The following is a 25,415-nucleotide window of genomic DNA, read 5'->3' as shown; positions in this document are numbered from 1 at the left end:
AAGGTGATTATATGGAGGCAATAACGTTAAGGACAAATCGAAAGAGCTTGACTGGCAAACTTGAAATTCCAGGAGATAAATCGATATCGCATCGATCCGTTATGTTTGGTGCGATTGCTCATGGTGAGACAAGAGTCACGAATTTTCTCCCTGGTGATGATTGCTTAAGCACAATTTCCTGTTTTCGAAAGCTTGGGGTTACGATAGAAGAGCGGGATAATGAGCTTATTATCATTGGAAATGGTTTTGAAGGACTTAAGGAGCCTGAAGAAATATTGGATGTCGGTAATTCTGGCACCACCATCCGTTTGCTTTTAGGCATTTTGGCAGGCAGACCTTTTTTCTCGACACTTATAGGTGATCATTCCATTGGGAAAAGGCCAATGACGCGAGTAACCGCTCCATTAAAGCAAATGGGGGCAAGGATTGATGGCCGGAGGGACAGCGCTTTTACGCCGCTTGCGATTCGGGGTGGCAGTCTAAAGCCATTCCACTATCAGCTTCCTGTTGCAAGTGCTCAGGTAAAATCAGCACTCATTTTAGCCGCATTACAGACTGAAGGGGAAACAACGATCATCGAACCGGCGGAAACAAGGGATCATACGGAAAGAATGATTCGGAAATTTGGTGGTGAAATTGCCAAGAATCAATCGGCTATTACCATTAAGGGCGGTCAAAGGCTTACTTCTGCCTTGATTCAAGTGCCCGGAGATATTTCATCAGCAGCTTTTTTCCTAGTTGCAGGTGCAATCGTTCCAGGCAGTGAAATTGTCTTGAAGAATGTTGGTTTAAATCCGACTAGAACCGGGATACTTGAAGTATTAAAGGATATGGGTGCGGATTTACAAATCATCGAAAAAAATGACAGTTCCTTTGAACCATTTGGCGACATTGTTATAAAATCCTCAAGCCTTCGCGGAACAGTTATCGAAGGAGAAATTATACCAAGATTAATTGATGAAATCCCGATTATTGCCCTTTTAGCGACACAGGCAGAGGGAAAAACAATTATTAAGGATGCTCAAGAATTAAAGGTAAAAGAAACAAATCGAATTGACACAGTTGTTGGAGAACTGACCAAATTGGGTGCGACCATCGAGGCGACAAATGATGGAATGATTATTTATGGGAAATCCGGCCTTTCAGGAGGAACCGTTTCTAGCCATGGAGACCATCGGATCGGAATGATGCTGGCTGTTGCATCACTAATATGTTCGGATGAGGTTGTCCTTGAAAATGCTGAAGCGATTTCCGTTTCATATCCAAACTTCTTTTCTCACTTAAATAGCCTTATAAAATAAAAGCTGCCATTTTGGCAGCTTTTTGACTGGATAGGAATAGTTTTTCTTTTTATCACATAGCTTGTCTTAAGGAGATAAGAAGGTGGTGTGATACATGGACTATATCATTGAAAATGCCAATATTCTTAAAGAAAATCAACTAAGCAAAAATTCTATTTTGATAAAGGAAAATAAGATTTCAGCTTATCAGGCAGCTTTTCATCAATACAAATTAATCAGAATGGATGCAGAGCCATATATAATGACCCCCACTACCGTCCTTCTTGACACAAAGATCCCTTTTAAAGGCACCTTCACAGAAATGAAAAAATACATGATCGATCAATTTATATTGCGTGGTTGCACTACTTTGTTCACCTATGTTAAAGTGTCCTATGAAAATGAATTAATAGAAAAAATAAATGAATTGAAAACATCTCTTCTAAACAGCCCCATTGACTTTATTATCGGAGTGAAAATACCAATTCGCATATTAACCCCCTCATTTATTAGGAAATGCAAAAAAGAGAAAGTGCCGGCTATTTTTCTCGAGTTACATAACAATGAGGAATTAGAGCATATTCCATGGGGCTGGATAAGGGAAGCAATGTTTCCTTATAATTGTCCATTAATTCCATTAATTTCTTCATCATTTAAGAAGGAAACGAAGCATACTTTGGCGAAATGGAAAGTAACAGTTCAAAATGAAAGGATATCGGCTCTTTATGAGGATTTGGAGGAAAATCAACCATTAACAGTGCCTGTTTTAAATAAAATCGGTTTATACCCCCAAAAGGGCAGTTTAATGTGTGGAATGGAAGTAAGTTATAATCTTTATCTTAAAGGTAGAGAAATAAGAAATGCCGATGACGAAGACCTATTTCATAATCATCTTAATCGACTTGTTGTGACAGTTCATAACGGTAAAGTGGTGCGAGCGGGCAAAGAGGTTTTATTTAGACCAGGAAATGGAAAACACGTTAAAATACGAACCCCATCTTATTTTACTTTGTAAACAGAAATTCAGGGGAACGAGAGGAAAAGTTGAATGGACCGAGTGCAAAAAATTATTTCCATGTTAGAAAATGGCCAACATAAAGAGGCTATTAAAGAATATAATGTGATATTAAAAAGCGGGATGCCCGACGAAAAATTCCTCCTTTGTGAAGAATTATTGCAATTTGGATTTTTAGAGGAAGCAAAATCTTTAGTGGAAAATCTTTTAGAGACGTATCCTAAAGAGGGCGAGCTTCTGGTTCTACTTGGCGAGATTCTAGTCGAAGCAGGCGAAGAGGAAAAAGCCATTCTTGTTTTAGAAGAAATCTCGGAACAGGATCCAAATTATGGGCAATCTTTACTTCTTCTTGCTGACCTGTATCAACTGCAAGGCTTATATGAAGTATGTGAAATGAAGCTATTGAAAGCGAAAGCTGCCTTACCGGATGAAATCATCATCGACTTTGCGCTTGGTGAACTTTATAGCGATCAAGGAGAAATTGTGAAGGCGATCCATTCCTATGAAACTGTTTTAAATGAACAAACCAATATTGCCGGTGTAAATATTCATCAACGATTGGCAGAAGCATTAAGCGCTTCTGGAGCCTTTGAAGACGCATTAATTTATTTTGAAAAGGCACTGGAAGATAAATTAGAGATTAATACGTTATTCGGCTATGCCTTAACAGCGTTGCAGGCTGGATATAATAGGACGGCAATAGAAAAATTCGAAGAAATAAAGGCACTTGATCCAGATTATCATTCACTGTACCTATATTTAGCTAAAGCATATGAACGGGAAGAAGAGCTTGAGAATAGTTTTCAAGCTATCCAAGAAGGAATCAGACAGGATGAATTTAATAAAGACTTATACTTCTATGGTGGGAAAATAGCTATAAAACTTGGAAGACAAGATGAAGCAGAGCGGCTTTTTAGAGAGAGTCTGGCCCTTGATCCTGGCTTTATCGAAGCTGCGCTCACGCTGAATAAACTTTTTATTCAGCAGGAAAGATATGAAGATGTGATTGATCTTATTACCCAGCTTGAACTAGTGGATGAAGAAGAGCCTCAGCTATTATGGGATGCTGCTCTTTCCTACAATAAGCTGGAGCGATTTTCAGAGGCATTAGACAAATACGTGACCGCATATACTTTTTTTAAGAATAATCAAGAATTTTTGCTTGATTACGGATATTTTTTAATTGAAGAAGGAAAAACCGCCCAAGCCGCCGAAATTTTTAAACAACTGCAAAAAGAAGATCCGACAAACGAAGAATATTTGGATATTCTTGAGCGTCTTTCAATTCTTTAAAATAAATAAAAGCTTAAATTGCAGAGGAGGGAAACATATATGGCAACCCCTGTTTCTGTCAACGAGAAAAAGGACTTTATTCGCTGGTTTTTAAATCATTATCAATTAAAAAGAAGAGAATGTGTTTGGATTCTAAACTACTTAATGAGCCATGATCAATTAATGGAAAAGGTTCATTTTGTCGAGCAAGCACAGTATTGCCCAAGAGGGCTGATTATGTCAACCCATTGCGTCGATAAAGTACCATTTCGCTTTTATAAAGAAAATGTTATGACAACGGATGCTGAGAAATCATTTCATGATATTCGTTTGAATCGGGATGAAGATATTTTTATCCAATTAAATTTCCATGCTTCAAATCAGGCACATCAATATGCTGCCGTACTTGAAGAGAATCCGTTTGTTCCAAAGCATTTGCAGGTGAATGAAAAAGACGGCATCATCGCAGAACAATTCTTACAAAATAGCATTGAACGCTTCCAACGGGAAAAGCTCCTAAAGCAAATCGATGAAGCCCTTGACCAGCAAGACCGCACAGCATTTCGAGATTTAACAGAGAAATTAAATCAGCTGATGAAATTGGAGCAAAAGGGAAGCCTGCAATAACAGGCCTCCCTTTTGTTTTTAGATAATGTTATGATAATGGAATTGAATAATAGGCTGTGTTAAAGGCGAATATTGTTTTTTTCAACTGTTGATTGGAGTGGAGGGAGCTCGACTCCTGCGGGATATAGAGGTCACGGGAGACCCCGCAGGAGCATTGCTCCGAGGAGGCTCCCGGACCTCCCCGCGGAAAGCGAGCGCCCGGAGCGGAAATCAACAGCCTTATTTAAAACAGCCATATAAAAAAGGCAGGTATATTGATATGAAATGGGTAGCACAGGATATAGATACATATTTAACAGCAAAGGAATACATAGATACTGCAATTATTCCTCTTTACTCGGTTTCTTTCGGAGAAGAAATGAAACAATCGGCCGCCAATGCAGAATTTATTACATTGCTGACAAATTACTTGGAAAGACAATTTACTGGAAGATTAGTCTTAATTCCCCCATTTACATACTTAAAAAATGAATTTAATGAAGATACTATGAAAAACCTAAAAAAATGGGAAGAGACAATCGTAAATAATGAGTTTAAACATATTTTTTACATTACCTCAGAAAGCGAATGGCAAACGTATGAGAAACAGTTAAGCGGATCGTTAATCTGGCTCCCATCAATACCGCTTGAGCATATGAGCGATCAGCAAAAGATGTCCATCATCGATAGTCAGGTAAAGCAGCTTTTAACCCTTTTTGAAAAAAAGTGGCATCAAAATCAGTAAATCTTATTTTGGACACAAGTTTTTCAAATAGTATGATATTGACCTTGCTTAAAGATTGATATATCATGAAAATGTCCTAGTTTTATATGTGTTTAATAATTGTCCAGTGGACTTAACTTTGGAAATAGAGGGGGGATAAGAATGAGTAAAAATCGCGTTACAAGACGCCAATTCTTGAGTTACACATTAACAGGTGTAGGCGGTTTCATGGCAGCAGGCATGATTATGCCGATGGTTCGTTTCGCTGTTGATCCCGTATTAAAAAAAGAAGCCGGCGGCGGTTTTATTCCAACAAAGCAAAAGGTTTCTGATTTAACAAGCAATCCTGTTCGTGTCGATTTCACCTATAAGCAGCAGGATGCATGGTATGAATCCGATGTTACTAGTACAGCTTGGGTTTATAAGGATGATAGCGGCAAAATTATTGCACTTTCTCCAACTTGTAAGCATTTAGGTTGTACCGTCGGCTGGAATACCAACAAACAATATCCAAACCAATTCTTCTGTCCATGTCACTTTGGCCGTTATGAAAAGAATGGTAAGAATATCCCAGGAACACCGCCGCCGCAACCGCTTGATATTTATCCGGTGCAGGAAAAAGGCGGATATCTGTATTTAGGAAAAGCCCAACCAAGGACGGAGGTGTAATCATTGTTAAACAAAATTTACGAATGGGTGGATGAACGTTTAGATATTGCACCTTTGTGGCGGGATATTGCAGACCATGAAGTTCCTGAGCATGTAAATCCAGCGCATCATTTCTCCGCGTTTGTTTATTGCTTTGGAGGTCTTACATTCTTTGTAACTGTAATTCAAATACTTTCTGGTATGTTTTTAACTATGTACTATGTTCCGGATATCAAAAATGCATGGGAATCCGTGTACTATCTTCAGAATGAAGTTGCATTTGGGCAAATTGTCCGCGGTATGCACCACTGGGGGGCAAGTTTGGTCCTCGTAATGATGTTCTTACATACATTACGCGTCTTTTTCCAAGGCGCATATAAAAAGCCTCGTGAATTAAACTGGATTGTCGGAGTACTTATTTTCTTTGTAATGCTTGGTTTAGGTTTCACAGGGTACTTATTACCATGGGATATGAAAGCGCTGTTTGCTACAAAAGTTGGTTTGCAAATTGCTGAGGCAACACCGTTTATCGGCTCCTATATTAAGGTTTTATTAGCCGGTCATGAACATATTGTTGGTGCCCAAACCTTAACCCGTTTCTTTGCCATTCACGTTTTCTTCCTGCCTGGAGTCTTGTTTGGTTTAATGGCAGCTCACTTTGTCATGATTCGCAGACAGGGAATCTCAGGTCCACTTTAATACTTAAATGAATGATTAATGTACAAGTAAGTATTTTCCTATATTACGGAAAAAGGAGGGGATTGTTCGATGCATAAAGGTAAAGGTATGAAGTTCGTAGGTGACTCACGTGTGTTGGCACCTGAAGCACGTAAAAAAATGCTGCCTAAGGATTACTCGGAATATCCTGGTAAAACAGAGGCATTCTGGCCAAACTTCCTTTTGAAAGAATGGATGGTTGGAGCAGTATTTCTTGTCGGTTTTTTATGTTTAACCATAGCACATCCGGCTCCGCTTGAAAGGATTGCGGATCCAACAGATACAGGCTATATTCCATTACCAGACTGGTATTTCCTTTTCTTGTATCAGCTATTGAAGTACTCATATGCTTCAGGTCCATATACAGTGATTGGAGCATTGATAATACCTGGTCTGACCTTTGGCGGATTATTATTAGCACCGTTCCTGGATCGTGGACCAGAACGTCGTCCTTGGAAACGCCCAATTGCAACATCAATAATGCTGCTTGCATTAGCCGCTACTGTATTTTTAACATGGCAGTCAGTTGCTACACATGACTGGAAGGCTGCAGAGGCTCAAGGGAAAATTGTCGCAAAGGTTGATATCAATAAAGCAGACCCAGGATATGCAGTATTCAAAAGTCAAGGCTGTATTAACTGTCATGGTGAAAACCTTCAAGGTGGCGCTGGTGCACCGACACTGATTGGTACCGGCTTAAAGCCTGCTCAAATTGCTCAAATTGCTCAACATGGTAGAGGAAAAATGCCTCCTGGAATTTTCCATGGTACTCCTGCTCAACTTAAACAGCTAACTACCTTCATCTCGGGTCTTGGAGCAAAATAATTAATTGAGGAAAAGCTGGCGGTATCGTCAGCTTTTTTATCTTATAAACTTTAAGTAAGGCTGTGTTAAAAGAAAATGTTGATTTTTACAACTGTTGATTGGAGCGTAGGGTGCTCGACTCCTGCGGGATGAAGAGGTCAAGGGATAACCCGCAGGCGCCAAAAGCGCCGAGGAGGCTCCCGGACCTCCCCGCGGAAAGCGAGGCCACTTCGCTGTAATCAACAACTAAGTTTAACAAAGCCTTAAGAAAAACTATTAGGAAAAGGGGAGTTTAAGTGGGATGGATTTATCCTCTTTTGGCAAATCGCTCAATCCTTAAGCTATTACTAGTTGTAAATATTGCGGGAACGGTTTATGGGTTTTATTGGTATGGATGGCAGTTAAAAGAAACCCCAGCAATTTTTAAAGCATTTGTCCCAGACAGCCCGACAGCAAGTTTATTTTTTGTTTTTGTCCTTTTAGCCTTCCTAATGAAAAAAAACTGGCCATTCATTGAAGCACTCGCTATCGTCACCCTATTTAAATACGGTGTTTGGGCTGTTGTAATGAATATTCTAGTCTATTTTGTAGAAGGACAATTAAGCTGGCCGGGTTTAATGCTTATTATTTCTCACGGTGCAATGGCAATTGAGGGACTTTTATATGCCCCATTTTACAGAATAAAATGGTGGCACCTTATTATTGCAGCAATTTGGACATTACATAATGACGTAATTGATTACGTCTTTTTCATGATGCCCCGCTATGAAATGCTGAATCTCTATATGCCGGAAATCGGCTACTTTACTTTTTGGCTCTCTATTCTTTCATTGGGAATCGCCTATTATCTGAGTATACGGCCAAACAGGTTTAAGCTAGAAATAAAATAGAAAAAGACCAATTTAAAAGATGGTCTATCCTTGTCCCCCCTTTCATACATTTTATTAGTATGAAAGGGGGGACAAGGATTGAGAGGGAAATGGTTTATTTTATTTGCGATTGCTTTATTACTTGCACCCATATCTGTATTTGCAGACCAGCAAACGCCAATGGAGAAGCTCGATGATATCTCTGATGAGGCGCTGCAAATGGTAAAAATACAAAGGTATGATGATGCGAAAAAACTGCTGGATTATTTCTCAACCCAATTTAACAGCCTTCACGGAAAAGAGCAGCCTTTAACCATGGATGAGGTTAGAATTGTTACCGTATCAAAGGATGAAGCCGTAGAAGCGGCGGTAAGCCCCGATATGAATTATGAAGAAAGAATAAATAAATTAACTAAGTTTCGCCTCGTTATTGATGCGATTTCAACAAGTCATCAACCGCTTTGGACGGCAATGAAGGATCAAATCATGACCGCATTAAATCATGCGAAAGAGGCTGCGCATCAAGGTGATTCAGCCCGTTTTCATACGTTTTTTAATAACTTCAACTCTCTATATAATGTTATCTATCCAAGTATGAAAGTAGATGTAGCTGCAGAAAATATTCAGAGAATAGATGCTCGGATTAATTATATCGACGAATATTCATCACAAATTGTGAGTAACCCAAAAAGTCAGCAAGAGTTAGATAGTCTTGAAACCGATCTAAATAATATTTTTGATAATATGGAAGAAGATCAATCAGACCCTTCCATCTGGTGGGTGATCATCTCTACAGGCAGTATTATTATTATGACTTTATCATATGTCGGTTGGAGAAAATATATTGGTGATAAAGAAATGAAAAAGGATCGCTCCCGAGACCAAAAAGATTGACGTATGGATTCGGCCTCATTACACTAGATAGCAACTAGAGCTGATAAGGAGGTTCATTATGTACTTTCTCTTCTATTACGCGATTATCATCTTGATTCCATTATGGGCACAAATGAGAGTAAAAAATACATTTGCAAAATATTCCCGCGTTCCTTCTTCTACCTATCGAAGAGGAGCAGAAGTTGCGAGAGAAGTCTTAAATGCAAATGGTTTATATAATGTGGGGATCGAAGAGGCGCAGGGATTTTTAAGTGATCACTACGATCCACGAACGAAAACCGTTCGGTTGTCGCCAGAAAATTACCATGGAAATTCGCTTGCAGCAGCTGCTGTGGCTGCACACGAATGTGGCCATGCCATTCAAGACGCGCAGGGGTATGCATTTCTTCGTTTCCGACATGCCTTAGTTCCAGTGGCTAATATAAGCTCTAATGCATCTTGGATCCTTATTATGATTGGATTCTTAGCCCATTTAAGCGGGATGCTTCTTTTGGGGATTATCTTTATGGCGGCAGCTGTTCTTTTTCAAGTCATCACCCTTCCTGTTGAGTTAAATGCTTCAAGCCGAGCAATGGACCAAATTGTTTCATTAGGGTTAATTCGGAATAATGAAGAAAGAGAAACACGGAAGGTGTTGAACGCAGCCGCTTTAACGTATGTAGCGGCGGCAGCCGTTGCTGTATTAGAATTATTGAGATATATTCTAATCTTTACAGGTATGAATCGGAATAATGATGATTAAAAAAGCAATGTCAGCAGACATTGCTTTTTTAATCTAATAGAGGCATTTTGTTTTCATCTAGCGTAAATCCTTCGCCATGAACATCATGGACAATACTTACGGAAATAAATGCATGGGGGTCAATTGCTGTAATTAAATTTTTCAAACGAACAATTTCGTTGATTGCTACTACACAATATAATACTTCCCGATCATTTCGTGTATATGAACCATACCCTTTTAAAACCGTAACGCCACGTTCCATTTCCTCCATGATCTTTTTTGCAATTTGATCATTCTTTTCAGAGATAATCATCGCACCCCTTGCAGAGTAGGCACCTTCCTGAATGAAATCGATAACCCTTGCCCCTACAAAGACAGCCACCAATGTGTACATGGCCTGTTTGTAATTTAAATAGGTTAGCAATGATACTACAATCACACAGGCATCGAACATAAACATGGTTTTTCCCATTCCCCAGCCAATAAATTTTTGGACCAGCCTCGCAATAATATCGACACCGCCCGTTGTGCCTCCAGAACGAAAAATAATCCCTAACCCTATGCCCGCAAAAACACCTGCAAACAGCGCAGCTAATGTAAGATCATGCTGAAGCGGCATATGGATGGGATAACGCTGGAAGATCCATAAAAAAAGGGAAACACCGAGTGTTCCAATGATGGTATATAAAAATGAGTTTCTTCCAAGTAATTTCCAGCCGATAATAAAAAGAGGAATATTTAAAATTAAGTTAATATAGGAGGGATCCCATTTGAACAAAAAATAAAAAAGTAGTGTAATTCCCGTAAAACCGCCCTCCGCCAATTTATTTTGCATATTAAAATTGACAAGGCCAAATGACATGATAGCTGTCCCAAGCAATATAAAAAAAATATTTTTGAATTTAAGACCAAGAATCATAGATATTCCTCCTCTTCCATATATTTCTCTCTTTAAGCGGTTTTTATTATAGCGGATTAAAATAAGAAGAGCAATCCATTTAGGAAAGTTCCCTTTTTTAGCAAAAATATTTGTAAATTAACCTTATTTTAGCTAACATGAATATCAGTAAGGTAGATATTGCGGGGTGGTTTTTTTATGTCAGACAGGAAGTCTATGAAAGAACTTCAAATGGAAGTAGATGCCTATATAAGTCAATTTAAGGAAGGGTACTTTAGCCCTCTGGCGATGCTGGCGAGAATGACAGAAGAACTTGGGGAACTTGCAAGAGAAGTGAATCACCATTATGGTGAGAAACCAAAGAAGTCAACAGAATCGGAAAAAGCGATAGAAGAAGAACTGGGTGACCTTCTATTTGTGATCATTTGTTTTGCTAACTCCTTGGATATAGATTTAGAAGATGCCCATAATTATGTATTGAATAAATTTAAAATAAGAGATAAAAACCGCTGGACAAGAATTAATCAAGAAAAGACGGAGTGAGATAGATGGAAAGAATAAAAATAATTATTGCCGGACCTCGTGGACGAATGGGGAGCGAGGCTGTTAAGCTTGTAACAAACACGGAGCAGTTTGAGTTATTGGCTGTTGTGGATTATAAACATGATGGTATGTTGTTAAATGATTTAGAAGGATTTCATTCCATACATAATGTCCCAATTTACGGGACCTTAGAAAAATGCTTACAAAATACGGATGCAGATGTATTGATTGATTTAACGACCCCCGAGGTTGGTATGCACCATGCCCGAACAGCGCTTCACTATAATGTAAGGCCAGTAGTAGGCACGACAGGCTTTACGAAAAACGAATTGGAAGAATTAGAAAGAACTTGCCAAGAAAAAGAGTTAGGCTGCATTATTGCCCCTAATTTTGCGATTGGCGCGGTTTTAATGATGAAATTTTCACAAATGGCTGCGAAATATTTTCCTGATATTGAAATTATCGAATTGCATCATGACCAAAAGCTGGATGCTCCTTCTGGTACCGCAGTTAAAACAGCTGAAATGATTGCTGCAGTCAGGGAACCTAAAATTCAAGGTCATCCAAATGAAAAAGAAACGATAGCAGGAGCAAGGGGAGCTAATTTCGATGGCCTCCATATCCATTCAGTTAGGCTGCCTGGACTAGTGGCCCATCAGCAGGTAATGTTCGGTTCGGATGGACAGACTTTATCACTTCGTCATGACTCCTATCACCGCGGCTCATTTATGTCAGGTGTGAAAATTGCAGTTGAAACGGTGACGAAGTTAAATACCTTTGTATATGGACTTGAAAATATTTTAGAATAGGGGCTCTTTTATGAACATTGCCTTAATTGCACATGATAAAAAAAAGAATGATTTGGTTCAATTTGCCACGGCCTATCAGGCTGCTTTCGCCAAACACAATCTATTTGCCACGGGGACAACAGGTTTACGAATAAACGAAGCGACAGGGTTACCGATCACTCGCTTTCAATCAGGTCCTCTTGGGGGCGATCAGCAAATTGGTGCGATGATTGCGAAAAATAATATGGATGCAGTTTTCTTTTTCCGCGACCCTTTAACCGCCCAACCGCATGAACCGGATGTGACTGCCCTTGTCAGACTTTGTGACGTGTATTCCGTACCATTGGCGACAAATATGGGAACGGCTGAATTGTTGATTAGAGGGTTGGAAGAAGGATTGCTGGAATGGCGAAATATAGTAAATAAGAATGGTGAAACGAATGAAAAATGAATTTTTACATATATTGGCGTTCGGGGCCCATGCTGATGACGTTGAAATTGGCATGGGGGGTACCATTGCCAAGCTTTCGAACGAAGGAAAGCGCATTGGTATTTGTGATTTAACGAATGCTGAATTATCTTCAAATGGGACAGTTGATATTAGAAAAAAGGAAGCCAAAGAAGCAGCCGGCATCCTGGGAGTGACCGTAAGAACCAGCCTTGGACTACCGGATAGAGGCTTATATGAAACGGATGAATATATTAGAAAAATTGCATCCGTTATTCGAAAATATAAACCTCAGGTAATCTTTACACCTTATTGGGAAGATCGGCATCCAGACCATGGTAATTGTACCCGCCTTGTTGAGGAGGCGGTTTTTTCTGCAGGAATCCGGAAATATGAAACAGAGGATGTTGAACAGCCGCACAAGGTTGAAAAAGTCTATTTTTATATGATAAATGGCTTCCATAAACCGGATTTTGCTATAGATATCTCAGCCTTTATCGACAAAAAAATGGATTCACTGCGAGCCTACAAGAGCCAATTTGTACGAACAGATGACAGCTTCAGCACCCCGCTGGTAAATGGATATATTGAAAGCGTTGAAGCAAGAGAAAAAATGTTTGGCAATCAAGTTGGTGTTTTCTATGCAGAAGGCTTTAAAACGAAAATTCCACTCCTCATCGATCAAGATTTGTTAGGAGAATCAAAATGAGGAAGCTAAAAATTGGAATTACCTGTTATCCAACAGTCGGCGGTTCTGGGGTGGTGGCGACAGAATTAGGCAAAATGCTGGCAGAAAAGGGTCATGAAATCCACTTTATCTCATCCAGTCTACCTTTTAGACTGAATCGAATCTATCATAATATTTACTACCATCAGGTTGAAGTGAATCAATATTCACTGTTTCAGTACCCTCCATATGATATCGCCCTGGCAAGTAAAATGGCAGAAGTGGCTAACCGCGAAAAATTGGATTTGCTGCACGTCCATTATGCGATTCCACATGCCGTTTGTGCTATATTGGCTAAGCAAATGAGTGATCGTGATTTAAAAATTGTGACGACCTTACATGGTACAGATATTACCGTTTTAGGCTATGATCCATCTTTAACAGATGCTATAAAGTTCGGAATTGAGAAATCAGATGCTGTTACAGCCGTTTCCAATGCCTTAATTAAACAGACGATTGATTTGATTAATCCAGATAAACAAATTGTCACGGTTTATAATTTTATCGATGACCGAATCTATCGGAAAAGTGATGCGATCCATCTAAAGGAAGAATTTGCGATAAATGAAAATGAAAAAGTAGTCATACATGTTTCAAATTTTCGCGCGGTTAAACGGGTTCAAGATGTAGTGAAAGCCTTCGCAAAAATATCAGCAGTCATCCCTGCAAAATTATTGTTGGTAGGGGACGGACCAGAAATCACGCCAATTTGCAAACTTGTCCGAAAGTTAGGGATTGAGGATCGTGTCCTATTTTTAGGCAAGCAGGAGAGCTTAGAGGAATTATATTCGATAAGTGACCTTATGCTGCTTTTATCAGAAAAAGAGAGCTTCGGACTTGTAGCATTAGAGGCCATGGCCTGTGGTGTTCCATGTATTGGGACAAATGTCGGCGGAATTCCTGAAGTAATTCAGGATGGCCAAACTGGATTTATTTGTGAACTGGGCAATATTGAAGATGTTTCTGCTAAAGGAATAGCATTATTAACCGATCAAAGGCTTCACGAAAAATTTTCGAAACAATCGATCGACAGGGTCCATCTTAAATTTAAGGCAGATCAAATTGTCGCACAATATGAACAATTATATTTTAGCCTATTGAGTAAAGGTGAATAAGTTTATGAACGAACCTTTTTTATCCGCAAACCCCATTCTGGAAAAATTAGAGCTAGAAGGCTACGAAGCTTATTTTGTCGGCGGATCTGTCAGAGATTTTCTGTTAAATAAGCCGATTAGTGATGTGGATATTGCCACATCCGCAACACCATGCGAAGTGAAAAAGGTTTTTCCAAAAACAATTGATATCGGGATTGAACATGGTACTGTCCTGGTTCTATTCAGAAATGAGTCGTATGAAATTACAACGTTTAGAGCTGAGGCGGAATATGAAGATTTTCGCAGACCAAAGGAAGTATCCTTTATCCGAAATTTAACGGATGATTTAGCAAGAAGAGATTTTACTATGAATGCGATTGCAATGGACCGACATGGAAAGCTCATCGATCCATTTGATGGACAAAAAGCGATCCGGGAGGAAAAAATTCAAACTGTCGGTTGTGCAGAGGAACGGTTTCAAGAGGATGCTTTAAGGATGATGCGGGCAGTAAGATTTATGAGCCAGCTTTCTTTTAAAATCGAAGCAGAAACAAAAAAGGCTTTAGTGAAGCTTGTTCATTTGCTGTACAATATTGCCATTGAGCGAAAAAAAGCTGAGTTTGATAAGCTTCTCGTAGGTCCTTCGCGTAATAATGCGTTTGAGCTGATAATTGAAACAAACTTATACTTATATCTTCCAGGTCTAAGCAATCAGCGAGATCGTCTGGAAAAGCTCTATTCTTTCGATAATAAAGAACTAAATAAGCAAGAGATGTGGGCGCTGATCGCTCACTGCTTAGATTTAAGTGGAAAGTCACTGGAAAATTTTCTAAGATCATGGCGGCTATCTTTAAAAGAAATACGAGAGATTCTGCATATGGTTCATTACATGAATATTAGGCTTAAACAGGAATGGTCTGCCTATACATTATTTTTAGCCAATCGGGAAACGGTTTTGTCCGTTGAAAAACTTTATCTTGTCATTCATGGACTAATTGACCGTAAATCAATCCGACATTGGCAAACGATATATAGCCATTTACCTATAAAGGGCCGGGAAGAAATCAATGTTACCGGTAATGATCTGATGTCTTGGTTTAACCGTGAAGGGGGCCCATGGATGAAGGAAGCTATTGACCGAATTGAGCAGGCAATCGTGGAAGGAAAAGTGGCCAACGAGAAAAACAAGATAAAGGAGTGGCTTTTGGAGTGCAATCCGAAATAAGAAAAGAATTGCTTGATGCCTTTACCAACGCGGGGGATTCTTATCTGTCCGGACAGCAATTAGCCGAACTAATTGGCTGTACAAGAACGGCTGTGTGGAAGCATGTCGAAGAATTGCGTAAAGAAGGCTTCCAATTAGAAGCAGTCAAAAGAAAAGGATATCGAATATTAAAAACACCGGAAAAAATAACGGCAGATGAGATTCGCTTTGGCTTAAAGACTAAATTCATGGGAAGAAACATTCATTATGAGGAAATTGTTGAATCCACCCAAAAGATTGCTCATCTTTTGGCCTATGAAGAAGTTCCGGAGGGGACCGCTATCCTTGCTGAACAACAGCTTTCAGGGCGGGGAAGAATGGACCGTAAATGGTATTCACCAAAGTATACGGGCATCTGGATGAGTCTGATCCTCAAGCCAAATATTCCTCTGAATAAAGCACCGCAGCTTACCCTCTTAACAGCCGTTGCGGTAGTCCAAGCTATTGAAGAGTCCACGGGTCTCATTCCTGAAATAAAATGGCCCAATGATATTCTTATTAAGGGTAAAAAAGTAACAGGGATATTGACTGAATTACAAGCAGAAGCGGACTGCATCCATGCTGTTTTGATTGGAATTGGGATTAATGTCAATCAAAAGAGAGAGGATTTCCCCATTGAACTTCAAGAAAAGGCAAGTTCGCTCTTGATTGAAAAAGGTTCAGCAGTCAATAGAGCAGATTTAATTAGAAATATTTTTGTTCAAATGGAAAAACTTTATTTGCTCTATTTGAAGGAAGGCTTTTTCCCGATAAAGCTCCTCTGGGAAAGTTATGCGGTGAGTATCGGCCAGCAGGTAAAGGCCCGTACCCTTTCCGGCACGATAGATGGAAAAGCGCTGGGCATTACAGATGAAGGTGTTTTAAAATTAGAGGATGCAAACGGCGTTATTCACCATATTTATTCAGCTGATATCGAACTCTAATTGTGTCATAAATTGTTGCGTTTTTTTTTGAATTTGTTATAATTCCTTTGGGCGGTATCTATGAGAACTGCACCTGTTAAAATAGATGAATCTAAAATAGTTCTGCCTAGATCCGTTAATCGGACCGGGACAGAGGGATGGAGCATGAATGAAGTTATAAAGATCCTCTGCCTAAAGAAGGATCTTTTTATTTGCATGTAATCTCCTCTTCCTAAATTAAAAGGAGGTAAGATGATGAAGCAAACCACAGATTTCACAAAAATGAAACAGGCTAATGAAAAGATTGTTATGTTGACCGCCTATGATTATCCTTCTGCAAAACAAGCCGAACAAAGCGGAGTGGACATCATTTTAGTTGGAGATTCCTTAGGGATGGTTGTTTTGGGCTATGACTCCACCATACCAGTAACAGTTGAGGACATGGTCCATCATACAAAAGCGGTGAAACGAGGGGCAAAAGATACCTTCATTGTCGTGGATATGCCATTTTTATCCTACCATTTATCAGGAAAGGATACCTTGGTGAATGCGGGTAAACTAATACAAGAAACAGGTGCAAATGCTGTAAAAATTGAAGGGGCGGATGAAGTTATTGAAACTATTTCACTTCTGACTAAGGCAGGTATTCCTGTTTGCTCCCATCTCGGCTTAACACCGCAATCAGTCGGGGTCTTAGGTGGCTATAAAGTGCAAGGAAAGGAAGCAGAATCAGCAAGAAAGCTGCTTCTAGATGCCAAAAAGTGCGAGGACGCAGGGGCTTTCATGATTGTGCTTGAATGTGTACCAAAGCAGGTGGCGGCAGAAGTCCAGAAGCATCTTGAAATTCCTGTCATTGGGATTGGAGCTGGTTTGGAAGTAGATGGACAGGTTTTAGTGTATCACGATATTTTGGGATATGGTGTCGAGCGAGTTCCAAAATTTGTGAAACAATTTACTAATTTGCAACCATTAATAATAGAATCGATTCAATCCTATGTAAATGAAGTCAAAATGAACCAATTTCCAGAAGTTAAACATACATTTACCATGAACGAACAGGAATTAAACGGGCTTTATGGAGGTAAAGAATGAAGGTCATTACAACCATCAAAGAAATGCAAGAAGTAATTATGAACCACAAAAGCCAATCGAAGACGATTGGGTTTGTCCCCACAATGGGCTTTTTACACGAAGGGCATTTAGCTCTTTTAAAAAAAGCAAGAGCTGAAAACGATATTGTAGCAATGAGCATTTTTGTCAATCCATTACAATTTGGGCCTAATGAAGATTTTACTACTTATCCGCGAGATTTCGAACGTGACCGTGCATTAGCGGAGTGTGAAAAAATCGATTATCTTTTTTACCCATCTGTGAATGAAATGTATCCTCACTCTTCATCTGTAAAAGTGATCGTACAGGAGCGTACGAATGTTCTTTGTGGTACTTCGAGACCAGGGCATTTTGATGGGGTTGCAACTGTATTAACAAAGCTCTTTAACATCATGCAGCCGACAAGAGCCTATTTCGGCAAGAAGGACGCCCAGCAGGTAGCGGTTATTGATGGGCTAATAACAGATTTTCATTTTCCCATTGAATTGGTGCCTGTTGAAATTGTTCGTGAAGATGACGGTCTGGCTAAAAGCTCTCGCAATGTAAATCTTACAACAGATGAAAGAAGTCAGGCCACCGTTCTATACAAGAGTTTGGTTAGGTCTAAAATGGCGATTGATGAAGGGGAACGGGACCCGGAACAATTGAAAAGCAAAATAAGGGATTATATCACGTCTGAAAGTAATGGACAGATTGATTATGTGGATATTTTATCTTATCCGCATTTAAAACCTTTGGATGAATTATCCGGAACCATTATCATGGCACTGGCAGTTAAATTTTCTAATGTACGCTTAATCGACAATTTTATATTAGAGATAAAATAAGATTCTTCAGAGGAAGAGAAATCGGAGGAAATATTAATGTTTCGTAACATGATGAACGGCAAAATCCATCGAGCAACGGTTACAGAAGCTAATTTAAACTATGTTGGAAGCATTACAATTGATGAAGACCTATTAGATGCGGTAGGCATGACAGCTAATGAAAAAGTGCAAATTGTAAATAATAATAATGGAGCACGCCTTGAAACGTATATTATCCCCGGCCAAAGGGGAAGCGGGGTTGTTTGTTTAAATGGTGCTGCCGCAAGGCTGGTGCAACCGGGAGATATCGTCATTATTATTTCTTATGCATTAGTCTCAGAGGAAAAAGTACCATACCATAAACCGCGGGTTGCCATAATGGATGAAAACAATCGTGTTAAAGAACTGCTTCATCAAGAACCCGCACACACAATCATGTAATCCCCTCCCTTGGGGATTTTTCTTTTTTTAGCGTATTTTATATAATGGTTTTAGCGGAACGGGAATTGTTTACTTTTTCTTTTTATCGTTTTATGTTACCGTTTTAGGATGAAGGTTTGAGGTGTTTAGCATAATGGAAAATAAATTTGTCGTCATAGATTTAGAAACGACCGGAAACATTCCCAAAAAAGGTGATAAAATCATTCAATTTGCCGCTGTTGTTATTGAAAATGGTGCGATCACTGACACATACTCATCTTTAATTAATCCAAAAAAAGCGATTCCCCCATTTATTGAAGAATTGACTGGTATTAACGATGAGATGGTTAAACATGCACCAGTTTTTTCTGAAATAGCCCCAAGGGTAGCTTCATTATTAGAAAACGCTTATTTTGTTGCCCATAATGTATTATTTGACTTGTCATTTCTTCAGGAAGAATTAATTGCAGCCGGATTTGAAGGCTTTTACGGACCTGTCCTGGATACGGTCGAAATGGCCAGGATTCTCTATCCTACGGCAGATGGCTATAAGTTATCAGATTTAGCCGAAAGAGAAGGCTTACATCATGATCGGCCCCATCAGGCGGATAGTGATGCCCAAGTAACGGCTGAGCTCTTTCTGCTGCTTTTGCAGAAGTTAGCGTCTTTGCCCGAGATAACGTTAAATCAACTTACGAAACTCTCTGGTGGTTTAAAGAGCGACCTAGAGCAGCTATTAGAAGAGATGGAAATGAAAAAAGATAAAGCATTAAGGATAGCCAAAAAGGAAGTTGAAATATTCAAAGGTCTTGCCCTTAAAAAGATCCCGCAGAATAATGAATATTCAGAGGGAAAGATTGATTATACGTATCCGGAAAAGGATGAAGAAAAAAGGGCACTGTTAAAAAAAGCATTCGCTAATTATGAAAATCGCACGGGGCAATTAAAAATGATGGATGGGGTATTTCAAGCATTTCAAATGAATCGTCACTCATTAATTGAAGCAGGGACAGGTATCGGGAAATCACTTGGTTACCTTTTACCGGCTGCGTATTTCTCTAAGCAATATCAAACCCCAATCGTGGTAAGTACCCATACGACCCAGCTTCAAGATCAAATTATTCACAATGAAATACCGCTATTAACTAAAATTTTGCCTTTTGAAATAAAATCAGTCCTTCTTAAGGGAAGAAATAATTACATTTCCATTGAGAGATTTCAGCAAACATTAACAGATGCGTACGATAATTATGATACTACATTAACAAAGATGCAAATTCTTGTTTGGCTTACTGAGACACAAACGGGCGATAAAGATGAATTGAACCTGTCGAGCGGTGGATTGCTCTATTGGAACAAAATAAAAAACGAGCCTGTTGTTTTTATGCGTTCAAGTGAATGGCGTGAAAAAGATTATTATGTAAAAGCAAAAGACGAAGCTGGGCAGGCTGATATTATTATCATCAACCATTCTTTATTACTTAGCGAACTTTCAGGGAAAGGATCTTGTTTACCTGAATTTGAATTCGCCATAATTGATGAGGGACATCATTTTGAAAAAGTAGCAGTTCAATTTTTTGGCCATACATTGGATTATTTATCGACCAGATTGCTGTTAAGCCATTTTGGATTATATGAACAGAAACAGCTTTTCTTTCAATTAGAGGGGCTGCTTCAAATGATGGATACCGAAAAGAAACTGGTTTCCCATACATTTGAGCTGAATCAGCTGCTTTCCGATGTTAACTATGAAATGGATGAATTCTTCAAGTTGACCGCTCTCTTTGCGAAAAAAATGGCCGGAAATAAAAAGGGAATGAACCGTGTAAAGATCCGTTTTTCCCCCAATGATGAAGGGAGAGAAATTGCAGGTCTTAAACACAGTGCCGAGAGATTTTCCTTTTTATTAAAGGATTTATATACGGAGATAAATTCCCGGTTAGAATGGATTAAAAAGCAACATTGGAACCTGTCAAATACACAAAAGAATATGTTGGAAGAAATAATTTCTTTTCTGGGAGACCTTTTAGAATTAAGAGAAACGGTTCAAAATTGCTTTCTAAAAGAATCGCCTTTTGCGAAATGGATTGAGATCGATCTACGGTCCCCTCAGAATGTCACAACGTTTTTTGCTAAACCGGCAACAGTTGCTTCAGCCCTTAAGGAAACGTTTTTTAATAATAAGAAAAGCATTGTGCTGACTTCTGCCACATTGACCGTTAAACAATCCTTTGATTTTATTATCAAGGAAATTGGATTATGCCCGGACACTACTTATCAAATGGTTATACCTTCTCCATTTGACTATCAAAATCAAGTTCAGATGCTGATTTCAGAAGATTTGCCAGAAGTTACTTCCGTATCGTTAGACGAGTATGTAATCGCCATCACAGAGCATATTATTACCATTGCTGAAGCCACAAAGGGCAGAATGCTGATTCTTTTTACCGCCTATGAAATGCTAAAGAAAACGTATGATTTGATCAAGGAAAGTGGCTTTCTCACTGACTATGCAATTATTGCCCAAGGGATTACCAGCGGCAGCAGAACGAGGTTAACAAGGAATTTTCAGCGTTATGATAAAGCTATTTTGTTAGGTACCAGCAGTTTTTGGGAAGGTGTAGATATTCCAGGGGAGGACTTATCCTGTCTTATTATTGTAAGGCTCCCATTCAGCCCGCCAGATGAACCTTTAACAGAAGCAAAATGTCAGTTTATTAAACAGCAGGGCGGGAATGCCTTTAATGATTATTCACTTCCGGAAGCAATACTCCGATTTAAACAGGGATTCGGCCGGTTAATTCGCACCGAAACGGACCGCGGTGTCATGATTGTTTTTGACAAAAGAATCGTCACAACCAATTACGGAAAAGACTTTTTAAAGTCCATACCAACTATCCCGATAAAAAGAGGAAAAATTGATGAATTCGTTTCAATAATTGAAAGATGGTTGTAATAAAGTTAGGAAAAAATCCTATTCACCTGTTATAATAATTTTTGAGTATTTAACCAAGATAATCATCAATGGAGGAAAATATGGAGAGTAAGATAGAAGTTTTATCAACGGTAAAAATCCTAAATAGCCCGGATTTATATAAAATCGTTGATGCCCTTAACCGTACATTAAAAGAAAAAGATCTTATGTTTGGCCTTGCACTTGATCATAATGATCAAAATAAAGCGATTTTTACCATTTATCGTACATAGAGAAGTGAATAAAGTGAAAAAGTGGATTTTATTTTTGGTATTATTTGTGATGGTTTTTCTTGGTATTTTAATAAAGGTTTATTTTACTGCAGTCGCGCCTGTTAAAGCTGCTGAAGTTAAGGCCGTTTCACTGGCGAAGAAAAACTCTCAATTAAAAGAGGTACAAGCTTTTCATGTATACCATGGAAATGAGACCGTTAGTGTGATTGAGGGGAAAGACAAAAATGGGGAAAAAATCATCGTTTGGATTCCGGAGAAAACAAAGGAAGTCATCGTAAAAAAAGCAAAGGATGGGCTGACAAAGCAGCAAGCCATTAATAAGCTTTTACAGGAAAAATCCCCTAAAAAAATCATTTCTGTCCGCTTAGGGATGGAAAAAAATATTCCATTATGGGAAATTTATTACCTTTCGAAAAATAATTTAATAAATTATTATTATGTTCACTTTGAATCAGGTGAATGGCTGAAAAAAATTGAAAATCTATAGTCGATGGGAATGGAGGAATTAGAATGGCAGTGGAACTTGCAAACAGGGTAAAATCATTAACGCCATCATCAACCTTAGCAATTACTGCTAAGGCAAAAGAGTTAAAAGAACAAGGGGAAGATGTCATTGGTTTGGGTGCCGGAGAGCCGGATTTTAATACACCCCAGCATATTATTGCTGCAGCAGTGGAGTCAATGAATGAAGGGCAAACAAAATATACTCCTTCAGCAGGATTACCGGCATTGAAGAAGGCCATTATCGCAAAATTACAAAGGGATCAGGGTTTGACTTATGCACAAAATGAAATCATAGTGGGTAATGGGGCAAAACATGCCTTATACACGTTATTTCAAGTCCTATTAAATGACGGTGACGAGGTTATTATCCCTTCCCCATACTGGGTTAGCTATCCTGAGCAGGTTAAATTAGCAGGTGGAATTCCTGTTTTTCTTGAGGGTTCGGAGGAGAATCAATTTAAAATTACTCCGGATCAATTAGTTCATTCCATAACCAATAAAACAAAAGCGATTATTATCAATTCACCAAGCAATCCAACAGGGGTATTATATACAGAAGAAGAGCTTTTTGCGTTGGGTCAAGTTTGTTTAAAGGAAAACATTTTAATCGTTTCAGATGAAATATATGAAAAGCTTATTTATGGAAATCATAAGCATGTTTCCATTGCGGAGCTGTCACCAGAATTAAAGGAACAAACCATTATTATTAATGGAGTTTCTAAATCACATTCGATGACAGGTTGGAGAATTGGTTATGCAGCTGGTAATAAAGAGATTATCAATGCAATGACAAACCTTGCCAGCCATAGCACGTCGAATCCAACTACAACGGCTCAATTTGCAGCAATTGCAGCTTATAACGGCAGCCAAGAAACAGTAGAGGAAATGCGGCATGCTTTTGAACATAGACTGGAAATCATCTATGATCAACTTGTTCAAATTCCTGGATTTTCATGTGTGAAACCGCAAGGGGCCTTTTACCTTTACCCTAATGTAAAGGAAGCAGCAGAATTAACGGGTTATCGCAATGTTGATGATTTTGTTGAAGGTTTATTGGTGGAAGCAAAGGTTGCGGTTATACCGGGGTCAGGCTTTGGAACACCTGATAATATCCGCCTATCATATGCTACATCTCTTGATTTATTAGAAATTGCCGTATCAAGAATCCGACAATTTGTAGAAGCAAAAATAAAATCTTAATTTTATAAAGTTTTTTGATAAAAAAGAAAAGTCTGCGAGTCGCAGACTTTTTGCTTTACTTACCAAAGCTGGTTGTCTAATTCACTTACGCAGAAGGTTTGTTCGTGTTATACTATTCTGGAGGTGTCATAAAAATGAAATCAAATATACTATCATGGCTTCAGGAAGGTAACATAACGATTCCGACCCTATTGTTTTCTGAGTACCGCAATCTTAAATTAACAGAATATGAACTTGTTCTCCTATTAAATATTATAACTTTTTTAGAAAAAGGTAATGGATTTCCAACTCCTGAAGAACTATCATCCAGAATGACAGTTTCCGTATCTGAATGCAATGAAATGCTAAGAAGGCTAGTACAAAGAGGCTTGATTGAAATTATTGATGAATATTCCAATGATGGTATTCGGTATGAAAAGTATTCAGTGCTTCCATTGTGGGAAAAGCTGATTGAACAATTCTTGATGAAAGATAAAAATAGCAAGAACTTAAGTAAAAAATCAGAAGAAACAGACCTGTACACCTGTTTTGAAAGAGAGTTCGGCCGGCCATTATCACCCTTCGAATGTGAAACGCTGGGGATGTGGATGGATGATGACCACCATGATCCCATCATCATAAAGGCAGCATTAAGAGAAGCCGTTATGTCGGGCAAATTAAATTTTCGTTATATTGATCGAATTCTTTTCGAATGGAAGAAAAATGGAATTAAAACAATTGATCAGGCAAAAAACCACGGACGTAAATTCCGCCAAAAACAAACACAAAATCGCAATACTCAGGAAGAACCACAACAACAAACTCCTTCAATACCATTCTACAATTGGCTAGAGCAATAACCCTCTTAATGGTTTTGCTAAATTTTCATTGGTAGGTGACCTACTTGCTTAATAATACACAGATTCGCTATTGCCTTGACCAAATGGGCGAAATGTTCCCTAATGCTCACTGTGAATTGAATCATTCGAATCCATTTGAATTAGTAATTGCCGTTGCCTTATCGGCACAATGCACGGATGCCCTCGTGAACAAAGTGACAAAAGGATTATTTGAAAAATACAAAACTCCGGAGGATTATTTAAGAGTGCCTCTTGAAGAGCTGCAAAATGATATTCGTTCCATTGGACTCTATCGAAACAAAGCGAAGAATATTCAAAGTCTTTGTCGAATGGTATTAGATGAATATAATGGGGAAATTCCAAAAGACCGGGACGAATTGACACATTTACCTGGTGTAGGAAGAAAGACTGCAAATGTGGTCGTTTCTGTCGCTTATAACATTCCTGCGATTGCTGTCGATACCCATGTTGAAAGAGTAAGCAAGCGCCTTGGAATTTGCCGTTGGAAGGATTCAGTCCTTGAAGTTGAGAAGACGTTAATGAAGAAAATTCCAAAAGATGAATGGTCAGTGACCCATCACAGACTGATTTTTTTTGGCAGGTATCATTGCAAAGCGCAAAATCCCCAGTGCCCAACATGCCCGTTATTAGGGCTGTGCAGGGAAGGGAAAAAGAGAATGAAGGGGAAGGAAGAGATTGTGAATGGTTGATTTCATCCGAATTTTACCTTTTCCTAAAGAATTAGAACAACTTGATAGCATTCCGATAATTTTAACCGAGTGGGAAAATACGAAAACCGATCTTACGAAACTGTACCAAAACCGTGAACAGACAAACACCTTATTGGGAATGAAAAAGGGAATCGGATTGTTTGTTCAGTTTTTGTTTTGGTCCAATGATCTCCCTGTTCAGCTTAAAGATCCGCTCCCATGGAATGAATTAGTTATTAAGCCGATAAATCTTGATGAGAGGCTTGGGTTTATTGCTAAGAGACCTGAATTATTTCATTCGTTCCGCCAGTTATCAGAGCTTTTTGTGGAGCAGGAAAAGCTTTTTGCTAAAAAAAATATACTAAAAAAATCGTCTAAGCCAAATGGCTAGACGATTTTTTC

29 protein-coding genes are annotated in these 25,415 nt (G+C 38.8%); 28 read left to right on the top strand and 1 reads right to left on the bottom strand.

Annotated features, from left to right (window positions below):
• Window positions 1-11: 11 nt before the first annotated feature.
• From aroA to ACZ5XR_RS18860, 11 genes are all read left to right on the top strand, one after another.
• Window positions 12-1,301, top strand: coding sequence for a 3-phosphoshikimate 1-carboxyvinyltransferase (aroA, locus tag ACZ5XR_RS18910; protein ID WP_464497896.1), 1,290 nt, complete (start codon window positions 12-14; stop codon window positions 1,299-1,301).
• A gap of 94 nt (window positions 1,302-1,395) precedes the next feature.
• Complete coding sequence (locus ACZ5XR_RS18905) at window positions 1,396-2,295, top strand: hypothetical protein (protein ID WP_464497894.1); 900 nt, start codon at window positions 1,396-1,398, stop codon at window positions 2,293-2,295.
• A 33-nt stretch (window positions 2,296-2,328) separates the two neighbouring features.
• Window positions 2,329-3,588 (top strand): tetratricopeptide repeat protein, encoded by a 1,260-nt coding sequence (locus ACZ5XR_RS18900; protein WP_464497893.1) that lies wholly within the window; start codon window positions 2,329-2,331, stop codon window positions 3,586-3,588.
• Window positions 3,589-3,627: 39 nt separating this feature from the next.
• Window positions 3,628-4,194 (top strand): ReoY family proteolytic degradation factor, encoded by a 567-nt coding sequence (locus tag ACZ5XR_RS18895; protein ID WP_464497892.1) that lies wholly within the window; start codon window positions 3,628-3,630, stop codon window positions 4,192-4,194.
• Between the two features lie 259 nt (window positions 4,195-4,453).
• The gene (locus ACZ5XR_RS18890; protein WP_464497890.1) at window positions 4,454-4,918 is read left to right on the top strand and encodes a YpiF family protein; all 465 of its coding nucleotides are present in this window, start codon (window positions 4,454-4,456) and stop codon (window positions 4,916-4,918) included.
• Window positions 4,919-5,059: 141 nt separating this feature from the next.
• Window positions 5,060-5,566 carry a QcrA and Rieske domain-containing protein gene (locus tag ACZ5XR_RS18885; RefSeq protein WP_464497889.1) on the top strand — a complete coding sequence of 169 codons (507 nt, stop codon included), beginning with the start codon at window positions 5,060-5,062 and terminating at the stop codon, window positions 5,564-5,566.
• Window positions 5,567-5,569: 3 nt separating this feature from the next.
• On the top strand, window positions 5,570-6,244 hold the full coding sequence (gene qcrB, locus ACZ5XR_RS18880; protein ID WP_464497887.1) for a menaquinol-cytochrome c reductase cytochrome b subunit: 675 nt from the start codon (window positions 5,570-5,572) through the stop codon (window positions 6,242-6,244).
• A 69-nt stretch (window positions 6,245-6,313) separates the two neighbouring features.
• Window positions 6,314-7,087, top strand: coding sequence for a c-type cytochrome (locus ACZ5XR_RS18875; protein WP_464497886.1), 774 nt, complete (start codon window positions 6,314-6,316; stop codon window positions 7,085-7,087).
• A gap of 275 nt (window positions 7,088-7,362) precedes the next feature.
• Window positions 7,363-7,956 (top strand): lipoprotein heptaprenylglyceryl N-acetyltransferase LhaT, encoded by a 594-nt coding sequence (gene lhaT / locus ACZ5XR_RS18870; protein ID WP_464497885.1) that lies wholly within the window; start codon window positions 7,363-7,365, stop codon window positions 7,954-7,956.
• Window positions 7,957-8,034: 78 nt separating this feature from the next.
• Window positions 8,035-8,829 carry a sporulation protein YpjB gene (gene ypjB, locus ACZ5XR_RS18865; RefSeq protein WP_464497884.1) on the top strand — a complete coding sequence of 265 codons (795 nt, stop codon included), beginning with the start codon at window positions 8,035-8,037 and terminating at the stop codon, window positions 8,827-8,829.
• Window positions 8,830-8,887: 58 nt separating this feature from the next.
• Window positions 8,888-9,571, top strand: a complete 684-nt coding sequence (locus ACZ5XR_RS18860) for a zinc metallopeptidase (RefSeq protein WP_464497882.1) — start codon at window positions 8,888-8,890, stop codon at window positions 9,569-9,571.
• Window positions 9,572-9,599: 28 nt separating this feature from the next.
• On the opposite strand, the gene ACZ5XR_RS18855 is transcribed toward ACZ5XR_RS18860, so the two are convergent.
• Window positions 9,600-10,472, bottom strand: coding sequence for a YitT family protein (locus tag ACZ5XR_RS18855; protein WP_464497881.1), 873 nt, complete (start codon window positions 10,470-10,472; stop codon window positions 9,600-9,602).
• Between the two features lie 177 nt (window positions 10,473-10,649).
• On the opposite strand from ACZ5XR_RS18855, the gene ACZ5XR_RS18850 reads away from it, so the two are divergent.
• The 17 genes from ACZ5XR_RS18850 to ACZ5XR_RS18770 all read left to right on the top strand — a co-directional run bounded on the left by ACZ5XR_RS18850 (window position 10,650) and on the right by ACZ5XR_RS18770 (window position 25,404).
• Window positions 10,650-10,994 carry a nucleotide pyrophosphohydrolase gene (locus ACZ5XR_RS18850; protein ID WP_464497879.1) on the top strand — a complete coding sequence of 115 codons (345 nt, stop codon included), beginning with the start codon at window positions 10,650-10,652 and terminating at the stop codon, window positions 10,992-10,994.
• Between the two features lie 5 nt (window positions 10,995-10,999).
• Window positions 11,000-11,803: a 4-hydroxy-tetrahydrodipicolinate reductase gene (gene dapB, locus ACZ5XR_RS18845; RefSeq protein ID WP_464497878.1), complete on the top strand. Its 804-nt coding sequence runs from the start codon at window positions 11,000-11,002 to the stop codon at window positions 11,801-11,803.
• Between the two features lie 10 nt (window positions 11,804-11,813).
• Complete coding sequence (gene mgsA, locus ACZ5XR_RS18840; protein ID WP_464497876.1) at window positions 11,814-12,233, top strand: methylglyoxal synthase; 420 nt, start codon at window positions 11,814-11,816, stop codon at window positions 12,231-12,233.
• Window positions 12,223-12,939, top strand: coding sequence for a bacillithiol biosynthesis deacetylase BshB1 (bshB1, locus tag ACZ5XR_RS18835; protein ID WP_464497875.1), 717 nt, complete (start codon window positions 12,223-12,225; stop codon window positions 12,937-12,939). Before mgsA ends, bshB1 begins: the two co-directional genes overlap by 11 nt.
• Complete coding sequence (gene bshA / locus ACZ5XR_RS18830; RefSeq protein WP_464497873.1) at window positions 12,936-14,072, top strand: N-acetyl-alpha-D-glucosaminyl L-malate synthase BshA; 1,137 nt, start codon at window positions 12,936-12,938, stop codon at window positions 14,070-14,072. The genes bshB1 and bshA overlap by 4 nt, the downstream gene beginning before the upstream one ends.
• Before the next feature lie 4 nt (window positions 14,073-14,076).
• Window positions 14,077-15,276, top strand: a complete 1,200-nt coding sequence (locus tag ACZ5XR_RS18825; protein WP_464497872.1) for a CCA tRNA nucleotidyltransferase — start codon at window positions 14,077-14,079, stop codon at window positions 15,274-15,276.
• Entirely contained in the window at window positions 15,261-16,238 is a 978-nt protein-coding gene (locus tag ACZ5XR_RS18820; RefSeq protein ID WP_464497870.1) for a biotin--[acetyl-CoA-carboxylase] ligase, read from the top strand. Before ACZ5XR_RS18825 ends, ACZ5XR_RS18820 begins: the two co-directional genes overlap by 16 nt.
• Before the next feature lie 234 nt (window positions 16,239-16,472).
• The gene (panB, locus tag ACZ5XR_RS18815; protein WP_464502373.1) at window positions 16,473-17,309 is read left to right on the top strand and encodes a 3-methyl-2-oxobutanoate hydroxymethyltransferase; all 837 of its coding nucleotides are present in this window, start codon (window positions 16,473-16,475) and stop codon (window positions 17,307-17,309) included.
• Complete coding sequence (gene panC / locus ACZ5XR_RS18810; protein WP_464497869.1) at window positions 17,306-18,154, top strand: pantoate--beta-alanine ligase; 849 nt, start codon at window positions 17,306-17,308, stop codon at window positions 18,152-18,154. The genes panB and panC overlap by 4 nt, the downstream gene beginning before the upstream one ends.
• A 36-nt stretch (window positions 18,155-18,190) precedes the next feature.
• Window positions 18,191-18,574, top strand: coding sequence for an aspartate 1-decarboxylase (panD, locus tag ACZ5XR_RS18805; protein ID WP_464497868.1), 384 nt, complete (start codon window positions 18,191-18,193; stop codon window positions 18,572-18,574).
• Window positions 18,575-18,707: 133 nt separating this feature from the next.
• Window positions 18,708-21,509 carry an ATP-dependent DNA helicase DinG gene (gene dinG, locus ACZ5XR_RS18800; protein WP_464497866.1) on the top strand — a complete coding sequence of 934 codons (2,802 nt, stop codon included), beginning with the start codon at window positions 18,708-18,710 and terminating at the stop codon, window positions 21,507-21,509.
• A gap of 80 nt (window positions 21,510-21,589) precedes the next feature.
• Window positions 21,590-21,760 (top strand): YpmA family protein, encoded by a 171-nt coding sequence (locus tag ACZ5XR_RS18795; protein WP_464497865.1) that lies wholly within the window; start codon window positions 21,590-21,592, stop codon window positions 21,758-21,760.
• 13 nt (window positions 21,761-21,773) lie between these two features.
• Window positions 21,774-22,247 carry a cell wall elongation regulator TseB-like domain-containing protein gene (locus ACZ5XR_RS18790; RefSeq protein ID WP_464497864.1) on the top strand — a complete coding sequence of 158 codons (474 nt, stop codon included), beginning with the start codon at window positions 21,774-21,776 and terminating at the stop codon, window positions 22,245-22,247.
• Window positions 22,248-22,270: 23 nt separating this feature from the next.
• Complete coding sequence (locus ACZ5XR_RS18785; protein ID WP_464497863.1) at window positions 22,271-23,464, top strand: pyridoxal phosphate-dependent aminotransferase; 1,194 nt, start codon at window positions 22,271-22,273, stop codon at window positions 23,462-23,464.
• A gap of 134 nt (window positions 23,465-23,598) precedes the next feature.
• Window positions 23,599-24,303 (top strand): DnaD domain protein, encoded by a 705-nt coding sequence (locus ACZ5XR_RS18780; protein ID WP_464497862.1) that lies wholly within the window; start codon window positions 23,599-23,601, stop codon window positions 24,301-24,303.
• Window positions 24,304-24,347: 44 nt separating this feature from the next.
• A complete protein-coding gene (gene nth, locus ACZ5XR_RS18775) occupies window positions 24,348-25,013 on the top strand; it encodes an endonuclease III (protein WP_464497861.1) in 666 nt (221 codons plus the stop codon).
• Window positions 25,006-25,404, top strand: a complete 399-nt coding sequence (locus ACZ5XR_RS18770; protein WP_464497859.1) for a YpoC family protein — start codon at window positions 25,006-25,008, stop codon at window positions 25,402-25,404. The genes nth and ACZ5XR_RS18770 overlap by 8 nt, the downstream gene beginning before the upstream one ends.
• The last annotated feature ends 11 nt before the right edge of the window (window positions 25,405-25,415 follow it).

The sequence above is a fragment of the Neobacillus sp. Fa239 genome, assembly GCF_055395235.1.
The sequence above is the reverse complement of the archived record's forward strand: the minus strand, read 5'-3'. Positions and strand labels throughout refer to the sequence as shown.